This window comes from Pseudomonas sp. Mb7 (genome assembly GCF_054790525.1).
Map to the genome: position 1 here is coordinate 4541015 of NZ_CP186501.1, position 20065 is coordinate 4561079.

The window sequence follows — 20065 nt, forward strand, 5'->3', positions numbered from 1 at the left end:
TGCAGTGCTTAGAAGTTCACGCCGAAGCTGAGCGCAACAAAGTCGCGGTCATCCACAGTGGTGTACTTGCCGTCGAAGAAGTTGGTGTACGCCAGGCTCGCGGTGTAGGTGTTCTGGTATTCGGCATCGACGCCCAGGCTGACCGCTTTGCGACCTTCCTCGAAGTTGCCGCCAGGGCCTGGCGAGTAACCGCTGACGTCGTGGGACCAGGCCACGTTCGGCTTGAGGTTCACACCGGCGAAGACGTCGTTGTATTCCCAGATGGCGCGACCGCGGTAGCCCCACGACATCGAGGTGGTGAAGCCGTCGTTGTCGCAATTGCGGCTGCGGTTGTTCTGCGGTGAGCCCGGCCCGGCACCATTGATGGTGCTGGCGTTGAGAATATTGGCGCAGGTATTCACACCGCCAGTGGCCGGCAACTCACCCGGGCCGTACACCGGATCGCGGCCATAGCGCTTGTCGGAACGGCTTTCCAGCCCGCCGACGTAGGTCGCGCCGACTTCGCCGACGAGGGTCAGACGGCTGGCGCCCATGACCTGATCGAAGAAGTGCGTGAACGTGGTCTGGATCTGGGTGATTTCCTTGCGCTCGTAACCGTGCAGATCCTGACCCGGCACGCCATTGAGGATCGAAGCGTTGGTCAGTGCCCCGCCGATCGGACGCACACCGGCGAACAGGATGTCGGTGGAGTTCAGTTGTACCGGCGCGTTCGGACGGTAGCTGATCTCACCGCTCCACGCGGTACCGGTAGGCAGGGTGGTGGAGAAGCTCAGACCGTAGAGGCGAATGTCTTCAGGGTACTCAATGAAGTAATTCGAGTTGCCCGCGACCAGCAATGGCGCAAGTGCCGCAAACGGCCCCGGCAGCGCGCGCGCGGTGTTGTAGACCGATTGCGGAGCACCGGTGGCGCTGAAGATCGGCGCACGGCTGTGGTAGTTCATGAAGTAGGCGCCGAACTCGGTGTCCAGCGGTTCGTACATGTACTTGAAGGACGCGCCCCACTGGCCGCTGTCACGGGCATCACGATCCGGACCGCGGCGCACCAGAACGCCTTCTTCGTTGACGTTGACACCGTTGGCCGCCAACGGCCCCAGGGCGATGGCCGGGATTTGCGAACGCTTGTTCAGCACGCGCAGGTTGTCGTTGCAACCGTCGGCAACGATGTCTGGCTGCGAGAAGAACGTGCCGCAGTTATCGACGACGGTCTGGTCCCATTCCAGCTGATAGAACGCTTCGGCCGAAAGGTTTTCGGTCAGGCTCTGGGACACGTAGAACATGTTGACCGGGATCAGGCCTTCCTTGATCTCGGCGCCCGGACGACGGAACGCGGAAACGTCGATCGGGTTGATCGAGTTGATGCCGCCACCGATGAAGGTACTTTCACCCCAGCTCACCACCTGCTTGCCCAAACGCACGGAGCCCGGCTGATCGGCGATCGCGTAGTTGTGGTAGACGAAGGCGTCGAGGATCTGCCCGCCGGACGACTTGGCGCCCTCTTTGCGGCCCGAATCGCTGATGTCCTTGAACTCGCGGCTTTCGTCCTTGAGTTCGAAGTCGTACCAGTATTTGCCACGGACAAACACGCCGGTGTCGCCGTACTTCAGTTCAAGGTCATGAATGCCCTTGAAGATTTTCGAAAAGGTTTCACCGCTCTTGAAGTTGGCGTGACCGTCATCGGACGTTTGCGACAGGCCGTGGCCGCCGTTGTTGACGCCGATGAGGTTCTTGTTCGGGCTCTGAGTAGACCAACTGGCACCGATCGACAGGGATGAGTCGAACTGGCCTTCGATTTCACCGACGTTGAAACTGACGCCGAATGCGGGCCCGGCGAGCGAAGAGGCAAGACTGACTGCCAGAGGCAGTTTCGCCCGGCGCCAGAACTGGTTTACTGAGGTCATCGACGCTACTCCATGTGCATTATTGTTATGGCAGTGAGTACTTTTAAAAACGCCTGAAGGACCGGGTGCCAGAGACAACCCGAAATCACTCCAAAAATGCATCGCCCCGTTTTGTGCGTGTGCCCCGTTCTTAAAAATCCTTGAGCGGACTATAGCCAGCAGGTGGTACTGCTTGATCCCTCTAAAGTGTGATTTGCAGCTGCCAACCACTCTGGAACAGTCCTTTCGCCAGTCCGACGCATGTCGGCACGGCAAGGATGGCTGATTTTTTCGATTTCACAAGCCAAGCGCTTGCTTGGTGGGTCTGGCGCGCCGGTTTCGGCGCGCCAGCAGACACTCAAAGTGTCGAGAGGAAGGTGCTGTTGTTGGCCTGCCATTCGGTGATGTCGAGGCGGATGCGCTTCTTGTCGAGCTTGCCGACACTGGTCTTGGGAATTTCGGTAACAAGGGCGATCTGACTCGGGATCGCCCACTTGCTCAGGTGCCCCAATTCCACGAACGGCTTGAGGTGTTCCTTGAGCTCGCGTGCCCCGATCACATGCCCTTCACGGATTACCAGCAAGGCAAACGGACGCTCGCCCCACTGCGGATCGGCGATGCCCACCACTGCTACTTCGCGTACCGCAACGTGACGGCTGATCAGGTCTTCGAGATCCAGCGAAGAGATCCACTCGCCGCCGGTCTTGATCACATCCTTGATGCGGTCGCGGATGTCGATCACGCCCATGCTGTCGAGTGTGGCAACGTCGCCGGTGTGCAACCAGCCACCAGCCCAGAGCTCGGCGCCCTTCTGCGGTTCGTTGAAATAGCCTTCGGTGAGCCATGGCGCACGCAGTACCAGTTCGCCCTGGGTCTCGCCGTCGGCCGGGAGAAAGTTACCCTCGGCATCGACAATCGCCGCTTCCACCAGCGGCCCCGGCACGCCGGCCTTGATCCGGTAGGTGGTGCGTTCGTCTTCAGTGCCGGCCATCAACTCATCATTGAGGTGCGCACAGGATACAAGCGGCCCGGTTTCCGACATGCCGTACGCAGCGGTGAGCTGAATACCCCGCGCCTTGGCGGTTTCATACAAGGTGCGATTGAGCGCGCTGCCGCCGATGACAATTTTCCAGCCGCCGAAATCGGTGCCCTGCGCGCCTTTGGCGTTGAGCAGCATTTGCAGGATGGTCGGCACGCAGTGGGAGAAGGTAACCTTCTCCTTGCGCCACAACTCGACGAGAAACTCCGGATCGTAGCGCCCCGGATAAACCTGTTTGAGGCCAAGCATGGTCGCCACATACGGCAGGCCCCAGGCGTGTACATGGAACATCGGTGTGATCGGCATGTACACGTCGTTGGTGCCGAGCAGGCGCACGCTGTCGATCGCGCCCATGATCGTCGACACACCCATGGTGTGGAGGACCAGTTGCCGATGGGTGAAATACACGCCTTTCGGGTTGCCGGTGGTGCCAGTGGTGTAGAAGGTGGTGGCGACCGAGTTTTCGTCGAAGTCCTGGAAGTCGTACTGCGGGCTCGCGGCGGCCAGCAGTTGTTCGTACTCACCGACCAGGTTCGGCAGCTCGGCGGTTTTTTCCGGCAGATCAGTCAGCAGCAGGGTTTTCTCGACCGTGCTCAGGTGCGGTGCGATTGCCTGGTAAAGACCGACGAACTCGCTGTTGACCAGCACAAAGCGGTCCTCGGCGTGGTTCATGGTGTAGAGGATCTGTTCCGGCGACAGGCGCACGTTGATGGTATGAATCACCGCGCCAATCATCGGGATCGCAAACATGCATTCCAGGTAACGATGGCTGTCCCAGTCCATCACCGCCACGGTGTCACCGGCCTTCACACCGGCCGCCGTGAGCACGTTGGCCAACCGCGCCACACGCTCGATCAGGGTCGGGTAGCTATAGCGGATCTGGTCACGGTAAATGATCTCGCGGGTTTTCTCGTAACGGGCGCCGGACATCAGCAGCCGTTTGATCAGCAATGGATACTGGTAGGCCCCATCGGCCGGGGGAATGACGCGAGTCTGCAACATAAGAATCCCTTTTCTGACTGCACGGTGTTGGCGTAGAGATCGGTACTCTAGAACCCTTATACGCCAGCCAAATCAGCCAAAGGAATGATTTGCAAAGCCGTACAAATGCTAGCTTTGCGCCAGCATTTGCCGGTTTTCGCTATTGATCAGGCTGTTTGCCCTACAGCCTCCTCGGAAGGCGTCCGTGGGAATACGACTGCTGCAAGGAAGGTCAAAGCGCCGAAACCCGCAAGAATCAAGTACAGGCCTACAAAACCATGGCGCGGTTCGACATAGGAAATCAGCGGAATCGCCGTCGCACTGGCACCGAACGATAAACAGTAACGCAGGGCGAACACCCGTGATTGCCATTGCGGGGCGACGAAGTTGGCGACCATCGCATCGTTGACGGTGACCTGACCGAAGACCACGAACATGAACGCTGCGCCGAGGGCGATCACCGCCCAGCCGTCGGCATAGGCCAGCGCAAACAGCAGCGGTGCCTGGCACAGCGTCAGGACAATGAACGGCCATTTCAGGCTGAGCCGATGCAACACCCGACCAATGCTCAACTGTGCAACCGCACCAAAGGCATAGGCCAGACTGACCACCACACCAAGGGTTTGCGGCGAGGCAAACAGCTCATGCAAACGCTCCTGAAACAGCTTCGGATAGGTCATGGTGGTGGCGTTGAACACCACGCCGCCAGTGGCCGTCGCCAGCGCCAGCACGCCGAACACCATGAGCATGGAAATACGCTGGCCAGCGGCCCCCTTGAGTGGCGTGTGCGCACGCTTCGGAATCGGCTCTTCACGCACGTGCAAGGCGAAGCCAACCCCCAGCACAATCGCCACTGCGCCCGGTATCAGAAACGCCGAGCGCCAGCCGAATTGCGCCACCAGCAAACCGGTGATCAGCGCCGAAAACGCCACACCCAGATTCCCCCACATACCGTTGATGCCGATTTCCCGGCCGCGATTTTGTGCATAAGCGACCAACATCGCCGTGCCGACCGGGTGATAAATCGCCGCAAAAATACCGATCAGGGTCAGACCGATCACCAGCATGGCCGGGCTGCTGCTCAGGCCAGTGAAAATCGCTGAAGCGCCGATGCCGAAGAAAAATACCAGCATCATCTGCCGCCGACTCCAGTGATCGCCCAGCCAACCAGCGGGTAGCGAACACGCGCCGAAGGCAATGAAGCCGCCCAGTGACAGGCCGATTAGCGTGGCGTAGTCGAGACCGAAGGCTTGCGTCATACCGAGCACGGCGGCGGGAAATATCAGCATGAACATGTGATCGATCACATGGGCGGCGTTGATATAGCGAATGACGTTTCTGGATTGATTCATGGCGGCACGCTTTACGTTGTTGTGTGGCGCTATGCTAAGTTGGCCACAAAGCGCATTCCTGCCAGACAAGTCATCGAATCAGACATGTTGATCAGCCATTTCGAACACGGCCCGGTGAGCGCCTACCCCCGGGATTATCTGGATGGCGCGCACCAGCCGCTGCACCTGCATCGTGAGGCGCAGTTGTTGTATGCCGTCAGCGGGATCATGCGCGTGGTCACGGACTCGGGTGCATGGGTGATTCCGCCAAGTCGCGCGGTGTGGATTCCGCCAGAAGTGGCGCACGAGATTTTCATGAGCGGCGACGTGCAGATGCGCTCGCTGTTCATCGCCCCAGAACTGTCACCCGCCAGCCTGCAACAGTGCTGCGTATTGGCGGTGACGCCGCTGCTGCGCGAGCTGATCCTGCGTGCCGTGCAAGGGCCGCCGCATGCCGACAATCCGCTGATTCAGCAGTTGATGCTGGAAGAGCTCGCCGGTCTGGAAAACCTGCCGCTGCACATTCCGATGCCAACCGACCGGCGCCTGCAAAACATTTGTCTGGCACTGCTGCACACCCCCGATCACACCAATACGCTGGAAGACTGGGCGCAGCAGGTCGGCGCCAGCTCACGCACGCTGTCGCGGCTGTTTCAGCAACAAGTGCAGATGAGTTTCAACGCCTGGCGTCAGCAACTGCGCCTGATGGAAGCCCTGCCGCGCCTGCTCGCTGGGGACAGCGTGCAGCGTGTGGCGCAGGACTTGGGTTACGGCAGCGCACGGGCGTTCAGCGCGATGTTTCGCCGTTTGCTGGGAGAGAATCCCCGCGACTACCTGAACACCCTGAGCAAACTCAGCGAACTTGTGTAAGGCCCTTTGGGAGCGAGCCTGCTCGCGAAAGCGGTCTTTCAGCCACCAATAATGTCGACTGACCCAACGCCTTCGCGAGCAGCCTCGCTCCCACAGATTTAAGTCGCGGTTCTGAGATCAGTGCATCTCGGTGAACGCGATTTTCACGCCGAGAGCGATCAGCACCGCGCCCATGGTGCGGTCGAACCAGTGGCCCATGCGGGCAAAACCGGCACGCACCCGCTGCTGACTAAACAACATCGCCACCAGACAGAACCAAAACGCAGTCGCGACCGCCAGGTAAATCCCGTAACCGGCCTGCACCGCCAGTGGCGTGTGCGGGTTGATCACCACGGTGAATAGCGACAGGAAGAACAGCGTGGCTTTCGGATTCAGACCATTGGTCACGAAGCCTGACGTGAACGCGCCGCGCGCCGTGCGTACGCCGGCCTCTTTGTGCAAGTCATCGGCCACGGCTTTCGCTGGTTGCGCGCGCAATGCCTTGAAGCCGATGTACAGCAAGTAAGCCGCCGCCGCCCATTTCAACGCGTTGAACAACACGATCGATTGCGACACGATCAGGCCGATACCGAGCAGCGAATAACCAACGTGCAGGAAAATCGCCGTGCCCACGCCCAGCGCGGTCCAGGTGCCGGCGCGGCGACCGTGGGTCACGCTCTCGCGCACCACCACGGCGAAGTCCGGGCCGGGGCTGGCGACGGCCAGCAAGTGGATCAGTGCAACGGTCAAGAACTCGGTCCAGTACATGGGGGCTCCTTTCGGCCAAGCGTATCAATTTGTTTCATCTGGTAGGCTCGGCAGATTACGCCCTACGCTCACAGCACGAAAGGTACAGTTGATGACCAACACGCACCGCGCGGTATTCCTTGATCACCCTTCGCTGGATCTCGGCGACCTCGACCTCAGTCCGCTGCGCGAGTGTTTCAGCGATCTGCAGCTTTTCGCCCAGACCTTGCCCGAGCAGGTTGCCGAGCGCCTGCAAGGGGCGACGGTGGCGATCACCAACAAGATCATGATCAACGCTGCCGCCATGGCCGCCAACCCCGCTCTGAAACTGATCCTGATCACCGCCACGGGCACCAACAACGTCGACCTCGTCGCCGCTCGTGCTCAGGGCATCACCGTGTGCAACTGCCAGGGTTACGGCACGCCGTCGGTGGCGCAACACACGATCATGCTGTTGCTCAACCTCGCCACGCGTCTGGCCGATTATCAAAAAGCCGTTGGCGAAGGTCGCTGGCAGCAAGCCAAACAGTTCTGCCTGCTCGACTATCCGATTGTCGAGCTGGAAGGCAAAACCCTCGGCCTGCTCGGTCATGGCGAACTCGGCGGCGCTGTGGCGCGATTGGCCGAAGCGTTCGGCATGCGCGTGTTGCTCGGGCAGATTCCCGGGCGCCCTGCTCGTCCGGATCGTTTGCCGCTGGATGAACTGTTGCCGCAGATCGACGCCCTCACCCTGCACTGCCCGCTGAACGAACACACTCGCCATTTCATCGGTGCTCGCGAGTTGGCGTCGATGAAGCCCGGTGCGTTCGTGGTCAACACCGCGCGTGGCGGTCTGATCGATGAACAGGCGCTGGCCGAAGCCCTGCGCAATGGTCACCTTGGCGGCGCGGCCACCGATGTGTTGAGTGTAGAGCCGCCGACCCAAGGCAATCCGTTGCTCGCGGCGGACATCCCACGCCTGATCGTTACGCCACACAACGCCTGGGGCAGCCGCGAGGCTCGGCAGCGCATCGTCGGCCAATTGACCGAAAACGCTCAGGCGTTCTTCAGCGGTAAGGCGCTGCGGGTCGTCAGTTGATAAACTGCGGCACTTTTTTTTGAGGAGCAGTTATGGATCCGCGCAGTGAAGTACTGCTTCGTCAGCCCGAGTTATTTCAAGGTTCGCTGTTGTTGGCCGGTTTGCCTGCCGACGATTTGCTCGGGCGCCTGCCCAACGCATTTGGCTGGTGCTGGCATGCCGGCGACCAGGCCGCGCTGGACGCACGCTTTGAAGGCCGTAGCCATTTTGGCGTGAACATACCCGAGCGAGAATTCGACAGCGCCGTGGTGTTTCTGCCCAAGTCCAAAGACCTCACCGACTACATCCTCAACGCCCTGGCTTCGCGTCTGGCCGGGCGTGAAGTATTTCTGGTCGGGGAAAAGCGCAGCGGCATCGAAGGCGCATCCAAGCAGCTCAACCCGTTCGGCAAGCCGCGCAAACTCGACAGCGCGCGTCATTGCCAGCTCTGGCAAGTCACCGTGGCTAACGCCCCTGAAGTGAAATCCCTGGAAAGCCTGGCGCAGACCTATGAATTGCCTTTGGCCGAGGGTCCGCTGAAAGTTATCAGCCTGCCGGGCGTGTTCAGCCACGGTCGCCTGGATCGCGGCAGCGCCCTGCTGCTGGAGCATCTGGACAAATTGCCGAGCGGCCATCTGCTCGACTTCGGTTGCGGTGCCGGTGTTCTGGGCGCTGCGGTCAAGCGTCGCTACCCACACAATCAGGTGACCCTGCTTGATGTCGATGCGTTCGCCGCCGCCAGCAGTCGCCTGACATTGGCGGCCAATGGTCTGGAAGCTGAAGTGCTGACTGGCGACGGTATCGATGCCGCGCCGATGGGTTTGAGTGCGATTCTGAGCAATCCACCGTTCCATGTCGGCGTGCACACCGATTATTTCGCAACCGAGAACTTGCTGCGAAAAGCGGCCAAACATCTGAAAAATGGCGGCGAACTGCGCTTGGTGGCGAACAGCTTCCTCAAGTATCAACCGCTGATCGAAGAGCATCTGGGCGTCTGTGCAATCAAGGCCGAAGGCAATGGTTTCCGGATTTACCGGGCCAAGCGCGGCTGAAAATTTGTTCTTGCTCAATCGGATTTGCGAAGGCAGAATCCGCTCCGTCCTAGGGGAGTAGTCTCCCACGAGCGCCAAGCTCGTCCGGCATACGTCAACATACTTGATCCTCAGATCATGGCGTATGCGACCCAAGCGTCCGCAGCAGACGGATCGCAGGGTTTGACAAGACCTATGACACGCACACCTTACCCGGGGCGGGAAGGCTGTACGTGTCATAGCCGTGTCGACCCGCCCCTTAGGAAATCCTGATGCTGGACTCGTTACTCGTTCCCACCGCAATCGTGGCCTTGGCCGAAATCGGCGACAAGACGCAACTGCTCGCGCTGATTCTCGCCGCTCGCTTCCGCAAACCCTGGCCGATCATTGCCGGTATTGTCGCCGCGACCCTGGCCAACCACGCAGCAGCCGGTGCGGTAGGCGCCTGGTTTGGCAGCTTCTTCTCGAATGCCACGCTGCACTGGATTCTCGCCGCAAGCTTTACGGCCACTGCGCTGTGGACACTGGTCCCGGACAAAATGGATGACGATGAAACCAGCACCGCACGCAAGTTCGGGCCGTTCTTGACCACGCTGATTGCGTTTTTCCTCGCAGAAATGGGTGACAAGACTCAGGTCGCGACGGTGATGCTCGCCGCGCAATATCCGGAACTGTGGCTGGTGATTATCGGTACCACGGCGGGCATGTTGATTGCCAACGTGCCGGTGGTGCTGGCAGGTAACTTCGCCGCAGACAAACTGCCACTGACCTTGATCCGTCGCCTCGCCGCTTCGGCATTCATGATTTTGGCGATTGTTGCGGTGTACAAGGCGATGCAGAGCAGTGGCTGGGTTTAATCCTCAGAGAAGGATCGTTCCCACGCTCTGCGTGGGAATGCAGCCGGGGACGCTCTGCGTCCCGCTTGGAACGCGGAGCGTCCCTTGAGGCATTCCCACGCAGAGCGTGGGAACGATCACCGACTCAGGATTTAGGAGCTTTTTCGTACAACGGCATAACCTTCGGAATTGCCGCCTGCAACGAGGCAATCCGGCTGGTCGAAGCCGGGTGAGTGCTCATGAACTCCGGCGGCGAACCTTCCGATGCCTTGCTCATCTTGTTCCACAAAGTGATCGCGGCGTTCGGGTTGTAACCGGCGCGTGCGGCCAGTTCCAGACCGATCAGGTCGGCTTCGTTTTCGTTGGCACGGCTGTTCGGCAGGGTCATGCCGTAGTTGGCCACGGTGTCGGCCAGCGCCAGACTGTCCTGACCCAGACCGAGCAATGCACCTGCGCCCTGCTTGGCCATTTCAATCCCGTACGCCTTGGACATCGCTTCACGACCGTGTTCGCGCAGGGCATGCGCGATTTCATGGCCCATGACCGCAGCGATTTCATCGTCGGTGAGCTTCAGGCTGTCGATCAGCCCGGTGTAGAAAATGATCTTGCCGCCGGGCCCGCAGTTGGCGTTGAGTTCATCACTCTTGATCAGATTGACTTCCCACTGCCATTGCGCCGCATCCGGACGGAAGTTCGGCGCCTGGGCGATCAGGCGGTTGGCAATCGCCTGAACCCGCTTGGCCTCGGGGCTGGTCTTGTCCAGCACACCTTTGCTGGACGCCTCGCCGACGGTCTTCTGATACGACTGGGCATACATCTGGTCGACCTCTTGCGAGGACAGCATGCTGAACATGTACTGCTTGCGCTCCACCCCCACGGCGCCGCCGCTGGTGGTGTTGACCGACTGACAACCGACCAGCAACAGCGCTGCGCTCAGTGCACTTACAACCAATGTCTTGTTCATTCAAAAGCTCCCTGAAAACCTGCGCGTATCCTAGGCGGGTAATTGTATCGACGCCAGATACAACGGACGTGTTGCAGCGACTTTCAGACGTTTCCCACCAGAGCTGTCGCAAAAAATTCACAGCGACCGCCAAGTCCCGTGCAACTGCGTCGCGCACTGATCCATTTGCGACATTAGCTTTCAATTGCTCCGGCTCGCACTCATGGCCCAATGCCCGCTGCCGATACATCAGCGCAGACGTCCTCTTGCGTGCGGAGCTCCCATGAAGTTCAAGTCGATCCAGTTTTCCGTCGCCGCCCTGGCCGGCGCCATCGTGCTCAGTGTGGTCGCCGCGCTGGTGCTGTATGCGCTGTTCTCCGGTGCGCGCACGCAAGAAATGGTGCAACAACGCACCCAGGCGCAATTCGAGCAAGTCATCGAACAGCGCCTGACCTCGCTGGCGCAAACCCAGGTCAGCCAGATCCAGCGCGAGCTCGAGGCGCCGCTGCTGATTGCCGGCGGCCTGGTGCGAGTCAACGCCCTGCTCGGCACGCCGGGCGCCGATGGCCAGCCACGCCTGAGCGTCAGCCGCGAGCAACTGATCAGCCTGATCAAAGAAAACGTCGAGAAGAACCCGAAGATTCTCGGCACTTACATCGGCTGGGAAAAGAACGCCCTGGACCACAATGACGCGGCCTACGTCGGCACCAGCGTCGTTGGCATCGATGCCGCCAACGGGCGCTTCCTGCCGTGGTGGTTCCGCAACGATGACGGCACCCTCGGCCTGGACAAACTGGTCGACGTCGACGACCAGAAAACCCTGTCCACCGGCGTGCGCGCCAGCGAGTACTACTTGTGCTCGAAGGAAACGAAGAAAGCCTGCGTGATCGATCCGGCGCCGTACAAGGTCGGCGACAAGATCGTCATGCTCGCCTCCTTTATCGAGCCGATCATGCTTAACGGTGCCTTCCAGGGCATTGTCGGCGCCGACCTGTCGGTGAACTTCATTCAGGAAATGCTCCTCGGCGCCAACCAAAAGCTGTACAGCGGCGCCGGGCAAATGGCCCTGATCGGCGGCAACGGCCGGATCGTCGCGTACACCCAAGACCCGAGCAAATTCGGCGAGAAAGTCAGCGACATCCTCGACGCCGGGCAGACCGCCAACCTGGCCAATCTCAAACGCGGCGAAGTGACTTACTCGGTCAACAAGGACAAGGGCCGCATCGAGTTGTACCTGCCGTTCGGCATCGGTCAGACCGACGCGCGCTGGACATTGATGCTGCAACTGCCGCTCAACGCCGTGATGGCGGATCTGCAAAAACTGCAGGCCGACCTCGATGCGCAACGCAAATCCGACACCTTCGGCATGGCCATGGTCGGTCTGCTGATCGCCGGCCTCGGCCTGCTGGTGATCTGGCTGGTCGGCCACGGCATCGCCCGACCGCTGAAACAGATGGTCGCGATGCTCAATGACATCGCTCAGGGTGAAGGTGATCTGACCCGACGCTTGAGCAGCGATCGCAGTGATGAACTGGGCTCGATCGCCAAGGGCTTCAACACCTTTTTGGCTAAGTTGCAGGCGATGATCACGCAGGTGGTGACGTCGGTACAGAGCGTCAGCGATTCCTCGGAACACACCGCTGACATCGCCATTCGTACCAACATCGGCATTCAAAAACAAATGGCCGAGATCGATCAGGTCGCCACGGCGGTGCAGGAAATGACCGCCACCGCGCAGGATGTCGCGCGGAACGCGACGCAGGCGGCACAAGCGGCCAGTCATGCCGACCAGGCCGCCAGCCAGGGCATGCAGATTGTCCGCGATACGTCCAATTCGATTGGCGTATTGGCAGTGGAAATCGGCAAAGCGGTGGATGTGGTACAGACCCTGGCCAAGGACAGCGAGAACATCAACGCCATTCTCACCGCCATTCGCGGCATCGCCGAGCAGACCAACCTGCTGGCCCTGAACGCGGCGATCGAGGCGGCGCGTGCCGGTGAACAGGGTCGTGGGTTTGCCGTGGTGGCCGACGAGGTGCGCAATCTGGCGCAGAAAACCCAGAAAGCCACTGAAGAAATCCAGAGCATGATCCAACAACTGCAACAAGGCACCCGCGATGTCGTGCGGGTCATGGAAGACAGCCAGAACCGCACCGATGAAAGCGTGCAGCATGCGGCGAAAGCGGCTGAGGCGCTGGAAACGATCACCCAGGCGGTTTCGGTGATCAACGACATGAACACGCAGATTGCCAGTGCGGCGGAAGAGCAGAGTGCGGTGGCCGATGACATCAACCGCAATGTGATCAACATCGGGCAAGTGGCCAATGAAGTGGCGGGGGGCGCGGATGAGTCGAGTTCGGCAAGTGCCGATTTGACCAAACTGGCAGAGCAGCAGCGGCGGTTGATCAATCAGTTCAAGGTCTGAAAAGCGAAAAGCCCCTCACCCCAGCCCTCTCCCGGAGGGAGAGGGGGCCGACCGAGTTGTCTCCCGTCATACATCGACCTGAAAAATCGTGGCGATTATGGATTCGGTGAAAAGCTTTCAAGTCGGTGTGTTTCGTCAATATCCCGCGGTCAGTCCCCTCTCCCTCTGGGAGAGGGCTAGGGTGAGGGGCTTTTGATCTGCAGGCTTTAGCCCGGGGTCAAACACTCCGGCCCGTTGAGCTTCGGATCATTGATCAGATTCGCCAACACCCGCTCACGCAGCGCCGCGGGTTCACTGGCCAGCAACCCCTGCAACACATGCAACGGCGTCTCGGGATCGAGCCACGCCGCCTGCCCCGCCTCATCGAGAATCAACGGCCGGCGCTGACTCGACGCCGGCTGAGTAATCACCGCCGTACTCAACCACACCTGTTCCTGCACCGGATAAGCCTCCCAGATCGCCGCGAAAAACAGCGAAGAACCCTCCCCCGGCGTCAGCCAGAACGGCCGCTTGCGCTGGGTCCCGCGCCATTCGTAAAAACCATTCGCCGGTAGCAGGCAACGACGCTGGCGCAGCGCCTCACGAAACATCGGCTGCTCAGCCACGGTTTCCGCCCGGGCATGTGCCGGGGTTTTCGACAGATCGGTCAGCCACGGCGGCGTTAATCCCCAACGGGCGCGGGCCAGGCTGCGCTGGCCATCTTCACTGGCACGCAGCATCAGCACCGAATCATTGGGGGAAATGTTCCACTGCGCCTGCTGATCGGCGGGAAAACCAGGCAGGGCCGCGAAGTCGCGGTTCCAGCGAAACAGGGCATAACGTCCACACATGGGGCAACACGACTCTGAAGTAATACGAAGCTCAGCCTAACAGACCAGCGTCCCGGGGAAGCTCTCCGGTTCATCGCCGGGCAGCGGCAGCGCGGCATTGTACGCGGTGATCAGCTCACGGGCGTATTCGGCCTGATCGTTATCCACAGATAAGCCCAACAGACCGAAGATCGGCAGCTCGCCCGTTCCACCGAGCAAATCGCGGCCAATCAAATGCGCCTCGATGCCTTCGCTGGCGAGCATGCCCTTGAGCATTTCACCTTCCATCAGATTTTCCGGCTCGTAGATTCGCTGCATGGGCGCCCCTTATTCGTTCTCACTGAAAACTTCCAGAAACCAGTCCTCTCCATGGACCTGCAATACGAACGTTATTGGCCGACAACACACCTGACAGTCCTCGATATAGGTCTGATCGCCGGCGGACAAGTCCACCGACGTCTCAACAAGCTCCCCACAATAAGGACATTCGTATTCAGCGGTTTCCAGCATCGCGGTCTCCCAAGTGACTTGTGCGTATAATCGCCGGTCTATTTGCAGGGCTATTTTTGTCTGGCTACTTTTTCAGACCGTGCCCCGCGGGTTTTCGATCAAAACCTTTACTTACCCTAGCCGTTTCCAACAAGAGAGCATGATGGGCGAATTCGATGCCATCCGACCTTACGACGACAGCGAAGTACCTGTGGTACTGGCAAGACTGCTCGGCGACAAGGCGTTTCTAGATATCCTCACCCACTTCCGCTTCCCGCGTTTTGCCGGTGCCTTCGGCTGGATGCTCAAACCACTTATAGCCCATCGGCTGCGTCGTGAGTTCGCCGACGTGACCTCGGTGGCGACGTTGCAGGACAAGGTCGAGTCCTACGTCGACCACACCATCGAGCGCGCCACCGACGGCGTGACCTACACCGGTGTCGAGCAATTCAAGTCCGGCAGTGCCTATCTGTTCATCGCCAACCACCGCGATATCGTCATGGACCCGGCCTTCGTCAACTACGCCGTGTACCACGCCGGCCTGCCGACGCCACGCATCGCGATTGGCGACAACCTGCTGCAGAAGCCGTTTGTCAGCGACCTGATGCGCCTGAACAAGAGCTTTATCGTTCATCGTTCGATCACCGGCCGTCGCGAGAAAATGGCCGCGTATCAACTGTTGTCGGCGTACATCAACCACTCGATCCGTAACGATTGTGCGTCGATCTGGATCGCTCAGGCCGAAGGTCGGGCGAAGGACGGCGACGACCGCACCGAGTCAGCGATCCTCAAGATGTTCCACATGAGCCGCAAGGACGAACCGTTCGGCGAAGTCATCCGCTCGCTGAACGTCACCCCGGTGTCGATCAGCTACGAATATGACCCGTGCGACCAGGCCAAGGCTCGCGAGTTGTACATCCGCGCCACCACCGGCACTTACGCGAAAGCGCCGGGCGAAGATGACGTGAGCATCGCCAAAGGCATCACTGGCTACAAGGGCCGGGTGCACGTGAACTTTGCCGCGCCGATTACCGAGCTGTTCGAAGACACCAAGCAATTGGCGATCGAGATGGACAAACAAATTCTCGGTGGCTACCGGTTGTTCCCGGTGCACTACCTGGCGTACGCCCAGTGGGCCGATGCCGATCCGCAGTTGAATGTGCCGAAAGCTGCCGAGGTGTTCCCGGCGGATGAGCTGGCCAAGGCGCAGCAAGAGTGGCAGGAACGCTTGGATGCGTGCCCTGAGGAGCATCGTCCGTATCTGGTGCTGCAATATGCGACGCCGGTGCGTAATCAATACCGGGTCAAGGCTGGGTTGCCGTTGTAAAGCAACGGCAAGATCAAAAGATCGCCGCCTGCGGCAGCTCCTACAGGGGATTCGTGTAGGAGCTGCCGAAGGCGGCGATCTTTTGCTTTTAATAGCGCGTGCTGATCCAGGAGACGATCAGGGCCAGCCCGAGGCAAGCAAAACCAAAACGATAGAAAAACCGGTTCATGCGCAAGGTCGCCCAATCAAGGATTGGTTCGGCATTCGGTTGCGCCTGGCGCTGAGCGGCAATGCTGGCCATCGCACGTTGTTCACGGCGACGAGTGGCGTGCAGCAGCCAACTCCCCGGAAACGCCAACAACAACGCGAGCAAGTTGATCAACTTGGCGGGATGGGCGGTAAACAGCGTCATCAAGTGCAGCGACATCACAGACCTCTATCTGAACCGGTGTGGCAGACGCCAGATCGACGACTGCGGCGCGGATTCTAACCAAACCTGCCGGTTCACCCCCAGTCTTTGCGACAAATAACCTGACAATCGACCGATGGCTGTCCTGTGTCACGGCATCGTCATGTGGATACACCAAGATGCGCGCCTCGAAACGCACATGGAACGCGACATGCTTCACGCTGAAAACCAGGATCGTCTGTACCTCATTAGCCCTTACGACGAGCAACAAAGCCTTGTCGGCAGCCTCGCCTTCAATGTCCAGGATCGCCATTGGCTGGTGTATTGCGCGCTGGGCGGGCATCAGCATGCGGATTTGCCGGAGACGGATTTGTTGACGGGTGTTAGCGTGCTCGACTTTTATTCCCAGGCTGCCTAAAAGCAAAAGCACCCTCACCCTAGCCCTCTCCCGGAGGGAGAGGGGACTGACCGAGGTGTTTTGTCGAGGTACATCGACCTGAAAGTCCGAGGTGAATGTAGATCTCAAGAACAACGCAAATCGACCTGAAACTCCGAGATGAATGCAGATCGCAGGCACAACACAGATCGGCTCCCTTTCCCCCTCGCCCCCTTGGGGGAGAGGGCTGGGGTGAGGGGGATCGATCTCCCATACGATACAAATCCCAAACCTGACACCCACAAAAAAGCCCGAAACCATCACTGGCCCCGGGCTTTTTCACATCCGCCGAAAACTTACTCAGCCAGAACCTGACCCACCGTCGGGTCCTTGAACAGACGCGTCAGCGCATCGCTCAAGACATCGCTGACCAGTTTGGTGTTGGTTTCCTGGTTTGGCGCCATGCCGAAACGCTGGTCCAGCGAGGCACCGTAACGGCCGCTATAACGGCGGTTGGCGTTCTGCACATCGGAGCGGAAGGTTGCGCCAATGGTCGCTTCGGTCACGTACATACCTTCTTTCGGCGACTGATACTTCAGCTCGGCCAGGGTCACGGTCAATTGCGGAGCGTTTGGCGCGTTGTTGGTCGGGGTGAAACCCAACAAGCGCACGGCAGCTTCAGCCTGAGCCTGCAACTTCGGCAGGATCTGCTCGCGCTGCACGGTGATGGCGCTGGTTTCCGGGTACAGGCCGCCACGGGTGCCCAAAGTTGGCGACGGACGACCGTCAACCACACGCACGACGACTGGCTGGCCACGGCCGACCGCTGGCAGCTGAGTGGTCAGCTTCGGCTCCGGGCTCAGTTGTTGCGGGCTGTGGGCGCAGCCGGCCAGGGTCAAACCGGCCACAGTGATCAAACCGAACAACAGGCGTTGCAACATGCTCTTCTCTCCAGAATCAGGCACAAACAGGCCGGCAGTATAGCGGTGGGCCACTGCGGGTAACCAGCGCCCGGCAGCGAATACTGAAATGTCTGACAAACCCGTGGGAAAGCGGTTCCTGTCACAGATTATTCACCCGGCATACACGTTCACGTCACGGCGCCTTGGCAACCTTGCAATCAGTCCCCCACAAGGTACTCAATCATGCGTTATCTGATCTCGTTGTTCGCGCCACGCCCGTTGCACCGCAGCTTCGCCCTGCTCGACCGCAATGGCCATTGCCAGGCATTCAAGCAGTGCAGCCTGCAGCCGATGGGCGACGGTTGGGTGGAAATCGAAGAAATCCGCCTCAACTGGTTGCACCAGCCACTGCCCGCCAGCGCCCGCGTCATAGCGTCGCAGCCCCGTGCACGGGTGCAAGCGATGTTGAGCATCTGACCGGATGCCTAATAAAAGTCATTAAACACGAGCAACTGCCCGCATTTCTTCGATACAATCTCCCCCCGATTATAAGGACGTCTCCTGATCGGGCCCCGCAACAGCGTCAATGCGCATGCATCGACACCCAAAATCGCCCACAGAGAGCCGCCCACACAGATCGAGTGAAGTTGGCGCGCTTGCCTGTTCTTCCGGCAAAAACCCCGCTTTTCGCGAATCTGCAGAGCTGTCATGACGCTCGGCCACCGCGTTGTTTTGCCTTTGCGGGCAAGGTGCCAGGCCTGGACAGCCCTTTTTTGAGGTTCACGTCTTCAAAAGAGCGTGAAAAAAACGGGTTTTCACAACTTCACAAGAGTGTGGCGAGCAAATGAAAAGTTTTGCGTCTGAACATGCACCATTAGCGTCTGAAACAGCCCAACGACACAGGACCGGGTATACCTCGAATATCGGAGCCTGAAGCCTGTCCGCTACGGATTTGGTTGCACAAAAACGGATGTCTCGACCATAAGTCGAATTGCCAGCTGCGTGCTGAAATGAGTTCATGTAGCTCTTGAAAGCCAAGCCGCATACATCCGTCGAAGTTGCGAAAAATTGCGAAGATTCGGACATGGCGAACCTGACCATGGATAGCCTGGACATCACTGACCTGTCCCGGAACGCCTGGCAGCCATGCCGACAATTTGGTGCTGCAGATTTTGGAGACGCGTTAAATGGCGCATAACGAAGCAGTCGACGTAGTTCTGGTTGGGGCGGGCATCATGAGTGCCACCCTGGCCGTGCTGCTCAAAGAGCTCGACCCCGCGATCAAGCTGGAAGTCGTCGAGCTGATGGATTCCGGTGCTGCCGAGAGTTCCAACCCATGGAACAACGCCGGCACCGGTCACGCTGGCCTTTGCGAGCTGAACTACACGCCGCAAGCCGCCGATGGCACCGTCGACATCAAGAAAGCCGTGCACATCAACACCCAGTTTGAGGTGTCGAAGCAGTTCTGGTCGTACCTGACCAAGAAAGGCACGTTCGGCTCGTGCAAATCCTTTATCAGCCCGGTGCCGCACCTGAGTTTCGTTCAGGGCGACAAAGGCGTTTCCTTCCTCAAGGAACGTTTCGACGTCCTGCACAAGCATCACGCCTTCTCCGACATGGAGTACACCGAGGACAAGGCCAAGATGGCCGAGTGGATGCCGCTGATGATGCCGGGCCGCTCGCCGGACGAAGTCCTCGCTGCCACTCGCGTGATGAACGGTACCGACGTCAACTTCGGCGCCCTGACCAATCAGTTGCTCAAGCACCTGACCAGCGCTCCCGACACTCAAGTCAAATACTGCAAGCGCGTTACCGGCCTCAAGCGTAACGGCGCTGGCTGGACCGTCAGCATCAAGGACGTCAACAGCGGCAGCAGCCGTGAAGTCGACGCCAAGTTCGTTTTCCTCGGTGCGGGCGGCGCGGCGCTGCCGTTGCTGCAGGCCTCGGGCATCGAAGAAAGCAAAGGCTTCGGCGGCTTCCCGATCAGCGGCCAGTGGCTGCGTTGCGACAACCCGGAAGTGGTCAAGCATCACCAGGCCAAGGTGTACAGCCAGGCCGCGGTGGGTTCGCCACCGATGTCGGTGCCGCACCTGGACACCCGCGTGGTCGACGGCAAGAAATCCCTGCTGTTCGGGCCATACGCCGGTTTCACCACCAAGTTCCTCAAGCACGGCTCCTTCATGGACCTGCCGTTGTCGGTTCGCGCCGGCAACATCGGGCCGATGCTGGCCGTGGCGAAAAACAACATGGACCTGACCAAGTACCTGGTCAGCGAAGTGATGCAATCGATGGAGCAGCGTCTGGATTCCCTGCGCCGCTTCTACCCTGAGGCGAAAGCCGAAGACTGGCGCCTGGAAGTGGCCGGCCAACGGGTACAGATCATCAAGAAAGACCCGAAAAAGGGCGGCATCCTGCAGTTCGGTACCGAACTGGTGTCGGCCAAGGACGGCTCCCTCGCCGCCCTGCTCGGCGCTTCGCCAGGCGCGTCGGTGACCGTTTCGATCATGCTGGAACTGATCGAGAAGTGCTTCCCGGCCAAGGCCAAGGGTGAGTGGGCTGGCAAACTGGCGGAGATCTTCCCGGCCCGTGAAAAGGTCCTGGAAACTGATGCTGCGCTGTATCGCAAGATCAACACGCAGAACAACATCGCGCTGGAACTGGTTGAAGAAAGCAGCGAAACCCCAAGCTACGCTTGAT

19 protein-coding genes, 1 pseudogene and 1 riboswitch are annotated in these 20065 nt (G+C 59.7%); of the genes and pseudogenes, 10 read left to right on the forward strand and 10 right to left on the reverse strand.

The annotated features are described in order from the left end of the window. Positions 1-8: 8 nt before the first annotated feature. The 3 genes from ACOYXH_RS20375 to ACOYXH_RS20385 all read right to left on the reverse strand — a co-directional run bounded on the left by ACOYXH_RS20375 (position 9) and on the right by ACOYXH_RS20385 (position 5249). Positions 9-1898: a DUF1302 domain-containing protein gene (locus tag ACOYXH_RS20375; RefSeq protein ID WP_016985157.1), complete on the reverse strand. Its 1890-nt coding sequence runs from the start codon at positions 1896-1898 to the stop codon at positions 9-11. A gap of 337 nt (positions 1899-2235) precedes the next feature. Then, the gene (locus ACOYXH_RS20380) at positions 2236-3918 is read right to left on the reverse strand and encodes a fatty acid--CoA ligase (protein ID WP_220556978.1); all 1683 of its coding nucleotides are present in this window, start codon (positions 3916-3918) and stop codon (positions 2236-2238) included. Positions 3919-4064: 146 nt separating this feature from the next. Then, a complete protein-coding gene (locus ACOYXH_RS20385; RefSeq protein ID WP_220556979.1) occupies positions 4065-5249 on the reverse strand; it encodes an MFS transporter in 1185 nt (394 codons plus the stop codon). 84 nt (positions 5250-5333) lie between these two features. Here ACOYXH_RS20385 and ACOYXH_RS20390 point away from each other — a divergent pair, with 84 nt between their 5' ends. After that, entirely contained in the window at positions 5334-6098 is a 765-nt protein-coding gene (locus tag ACOYXH_RS20390; RefSeq protein WP_095050632.1) for an AraC family transcriptional regulator, read from the forward strand. Positions 6099-6215: 117 nt separating this feature from the next. Here the strand turns inward: ACOYXH_RS20390 and ACOYXH_RS20395 are convergent, their stop codons facing one another. Then, positions 6216-6845, reverse strand: coding sequence for a LysE family translocator (locus ACOYXH_RS20395; RefSeq protein ID WP_093441294.1), 630 nt, complete (start codon positions 6843-6845; stop codon positions 6216-6218). A gap of 91 nt (positions 6846-6936) precedes the next feature. Between ACOYXH_RS20395 and ACOYXH_RS20400 the strand changes: the two genes are divergently transcribed. The 3 genes from ACOYXH_RS20400 to ACOYXH_RS20410 all read left to right on the forward strand — a co-directional run bounded on the left by ACOYXH_RS20400 (position 6937) and on the right by ACOYXH_RS20410 (position 9769). Then, complete coding sequence (locus ACOYXH_RS20400; RefSeq protein WP_095050631.1) at positions 6937-7902, forward strand: 2-hydroxyacid dehydrogenase; 966 nt, start codon at positions 6937-6939, stop codon at positions 7900-7902. Between the two features lie 32 nt (positions 7903-7934). After that, on the forward strand, positions 7935-8933 hold the full coding sequence (locus ACOYXH_RS20405; protein ID WP_095050630.1) for a class I SAM-dependent methyltransferase: 999 nt from the start codon (positions 7935-7937) through the stop codon (positions 8931-8933). A gap of 39 nt (positions 8934-8972) precedes the next feature. Beyond that, positions 8973-9097, forward strand: a riboswitch (yybP-ykoY riboswitch). An 87-nt stretch (positions 9098-9184) separates the two neighbouring features. Then, positions 9185-9769, forward strand: coding sequence for a TMEM165/GDT1 family protein (locus ACOYXH_RS20410; RefSeq protein ID WP_077574495.1), 585 nt, complete (start codon positions 9185-9187; stop codon positions 9767-9769). 124 nt (positions 9770-9893) lie between these two features. On the opposite strand, the gene ACOYXH_RS20415 is transcribed toward ACOYXH_RS20410, so the two are convergent. Further along, positions 9894-10712: a M48 family metallopeptidase gene (locus tag ACOYXH_RS20415; protein ID WP_095050629.1), complete on the reverse strand. Its 819-nt coding sequence runs from the start codon at positions 10710-10712 to the stop codon at positions 9894-9896. Positions 10713-12063: 1351 nt separating this feature from the next. Here ACOYXH_RS20415 and ACOYXH_RS20420 point away from each other — a divergent pair. Together ACOYXH_RS20420 and ACOYXH_RS20425 are read left to right on the forward strand one after the other, a co-directional pair. Further along, positions 12064-12261 (forward strand): annotated as a pseudogene (locus ACOYXH_RS20420) (HAMP domain-containing protein); the annotation flags it as partial. A gap of 111 nt (positions 12262-12372) precedes the next feature. Then, the gene (locus tag ACOYXH_RS20425; protein WP_371857753.1) at positions 12373-13116 is read left to right on the forward strand and encodes a methyl-accepting chemotaxis protein; all 744 of its coding nucleotides are present in this window, start codon (positions 12373-12375) and stop codon (positions 13114-13116) included. 206 nt (positions 13117-13322) lie between these two features. Here the strand turns inward: ACOYXH_RS20425 and ACOYXH_RS20430 are convergent, their stop codons facing one another. Genes ACOYXH_RS20430 through ACOYXH_RS20440 form a run of 3 tightly spaced genes read right to left on the reverse strand, consistent with a single transcriptional unit; the run spans position 13323 to position 14435 of the window. Next, complete coding sequence (locus ACOYXH_RS20430; protein WP_095050627.1) at positions 13323-13946, reverse strand: SOS response-associated peptidase; 624 nt, start codon at positions 13944-13946, stop codon at positions 13323-13325. A gap of 36 nt (positions 13947-13982) precedes the next feature. Further along, positions 13983-14243 (reverse strand): putative signal transducing protein, encoded by a 261-nt coding sequence (locus ACOYXH_RS20435; protein WP_007912819.1) that lies wholly within the window; start codon positions 14241-14243, stop codon positions 13983-13985. Positions 14244-14252: 9 nt separating this feature from the next. Then, positions 14253-14435, reverse strand: coding sequence for a CPXCG motif-containing cysteine-rich protein (locus ACOYXH_RS20440; protein ID WP_095050626.1), 183 nt, complete (start codon positions 14433-14435; stop codon positions 14253-14255). 142 nt (positions 14436-14577) lie between these two features. Here ACOYXH_RS20440 and ACOYXH_RS20445 point away from each other — a divergent pair, with 142 nt between their 5' ends. After that, a complete protein-coding gene (locus tag ACOYXH_RS20445; RefSeq protein WP_176471301.1) occupies positions 14578-15741 on the forward strand; it encodes a 1-acyl-sn-glycerol-3-phosphate acyltransferase in 1164 nt (387 codons plus the stop codon). 88 nt (positions 15742-15829) lie between these two features. Here ACOYXH_RS20445 and ACOYXH_RS20450 read toward each other — a convergent pair whose 3' ends face one another. After that, on the reverse strand, positions 15830-16108 hold the full coding sequence (locus tag ACOYXH_RS20450) for a hypothetical protein (RefSeq protein ID WP_093441332.1): 279 nt from the start codon (positions 16106-16108) through the stop codon (positions 15830-15832). A 193-nt stretch (positions 16109-16301) separates the two neighbouring features. Between ACOYXH_RS20450 and ACOYXH_RS20455 the strand changes: the two genes are divergently transcribed. Beyond that, entirely contained in the window at positions 16302-16508 is a 207-nt protein-coding gene (locus ACOYXH_RS20455; RefSeq protein WP_095050666.1) for a hypothetical protein, read from the forward strand. Between the two features lie 314 nt (positions 16509-16822). Here the strand turns inward: ACOYXH_RS20455 and ACOYXH_RS20460 are convergent, their stop codons facing one another. Further along, on the reverse strand, positions 16823-17407 hold the full coding sequence (locus ACOYXH_RS20460) for a YajG family lipoprotein (RefSeq protein ID WP_007912832.1): 585 nt from the start codon (positions 17405-17407) through the stop codon (positions 16823-16825). Positions 17408-17611: 204 nt separating this feature from the next. On the opposite strand from ACOYXH_RS20460, the gene ACOYXH_RS20465 reads away from it, so the two are divergent. Next, on the forward strand, positions 17612-17845 hold the full coding sequence (locus tag ACOYXH_RS20465; RefSeq protein WP_007912834.1) for a hypothetical protein: 234 nt from the start codon (positions 17612-17614) through the stop codon (positions 17843-17845). Between the two features lie 710 nt (positions 17846-18555). Next, positions 18556-20064 carry a malate dehydrogenase (quinone) gene (mqo, locus tag ACOYXH_RS20470; protein WP_095050624.1) on the forward strand — a complete coding sequence of 503 codons (1509 nt, stop codon included), beginning with the start codon at positions 18556-18558 and terminating at the stop codon, positions 20062-20064. The last annotated feature ends 1 nt before the right edge of the window (position 20065 follow it).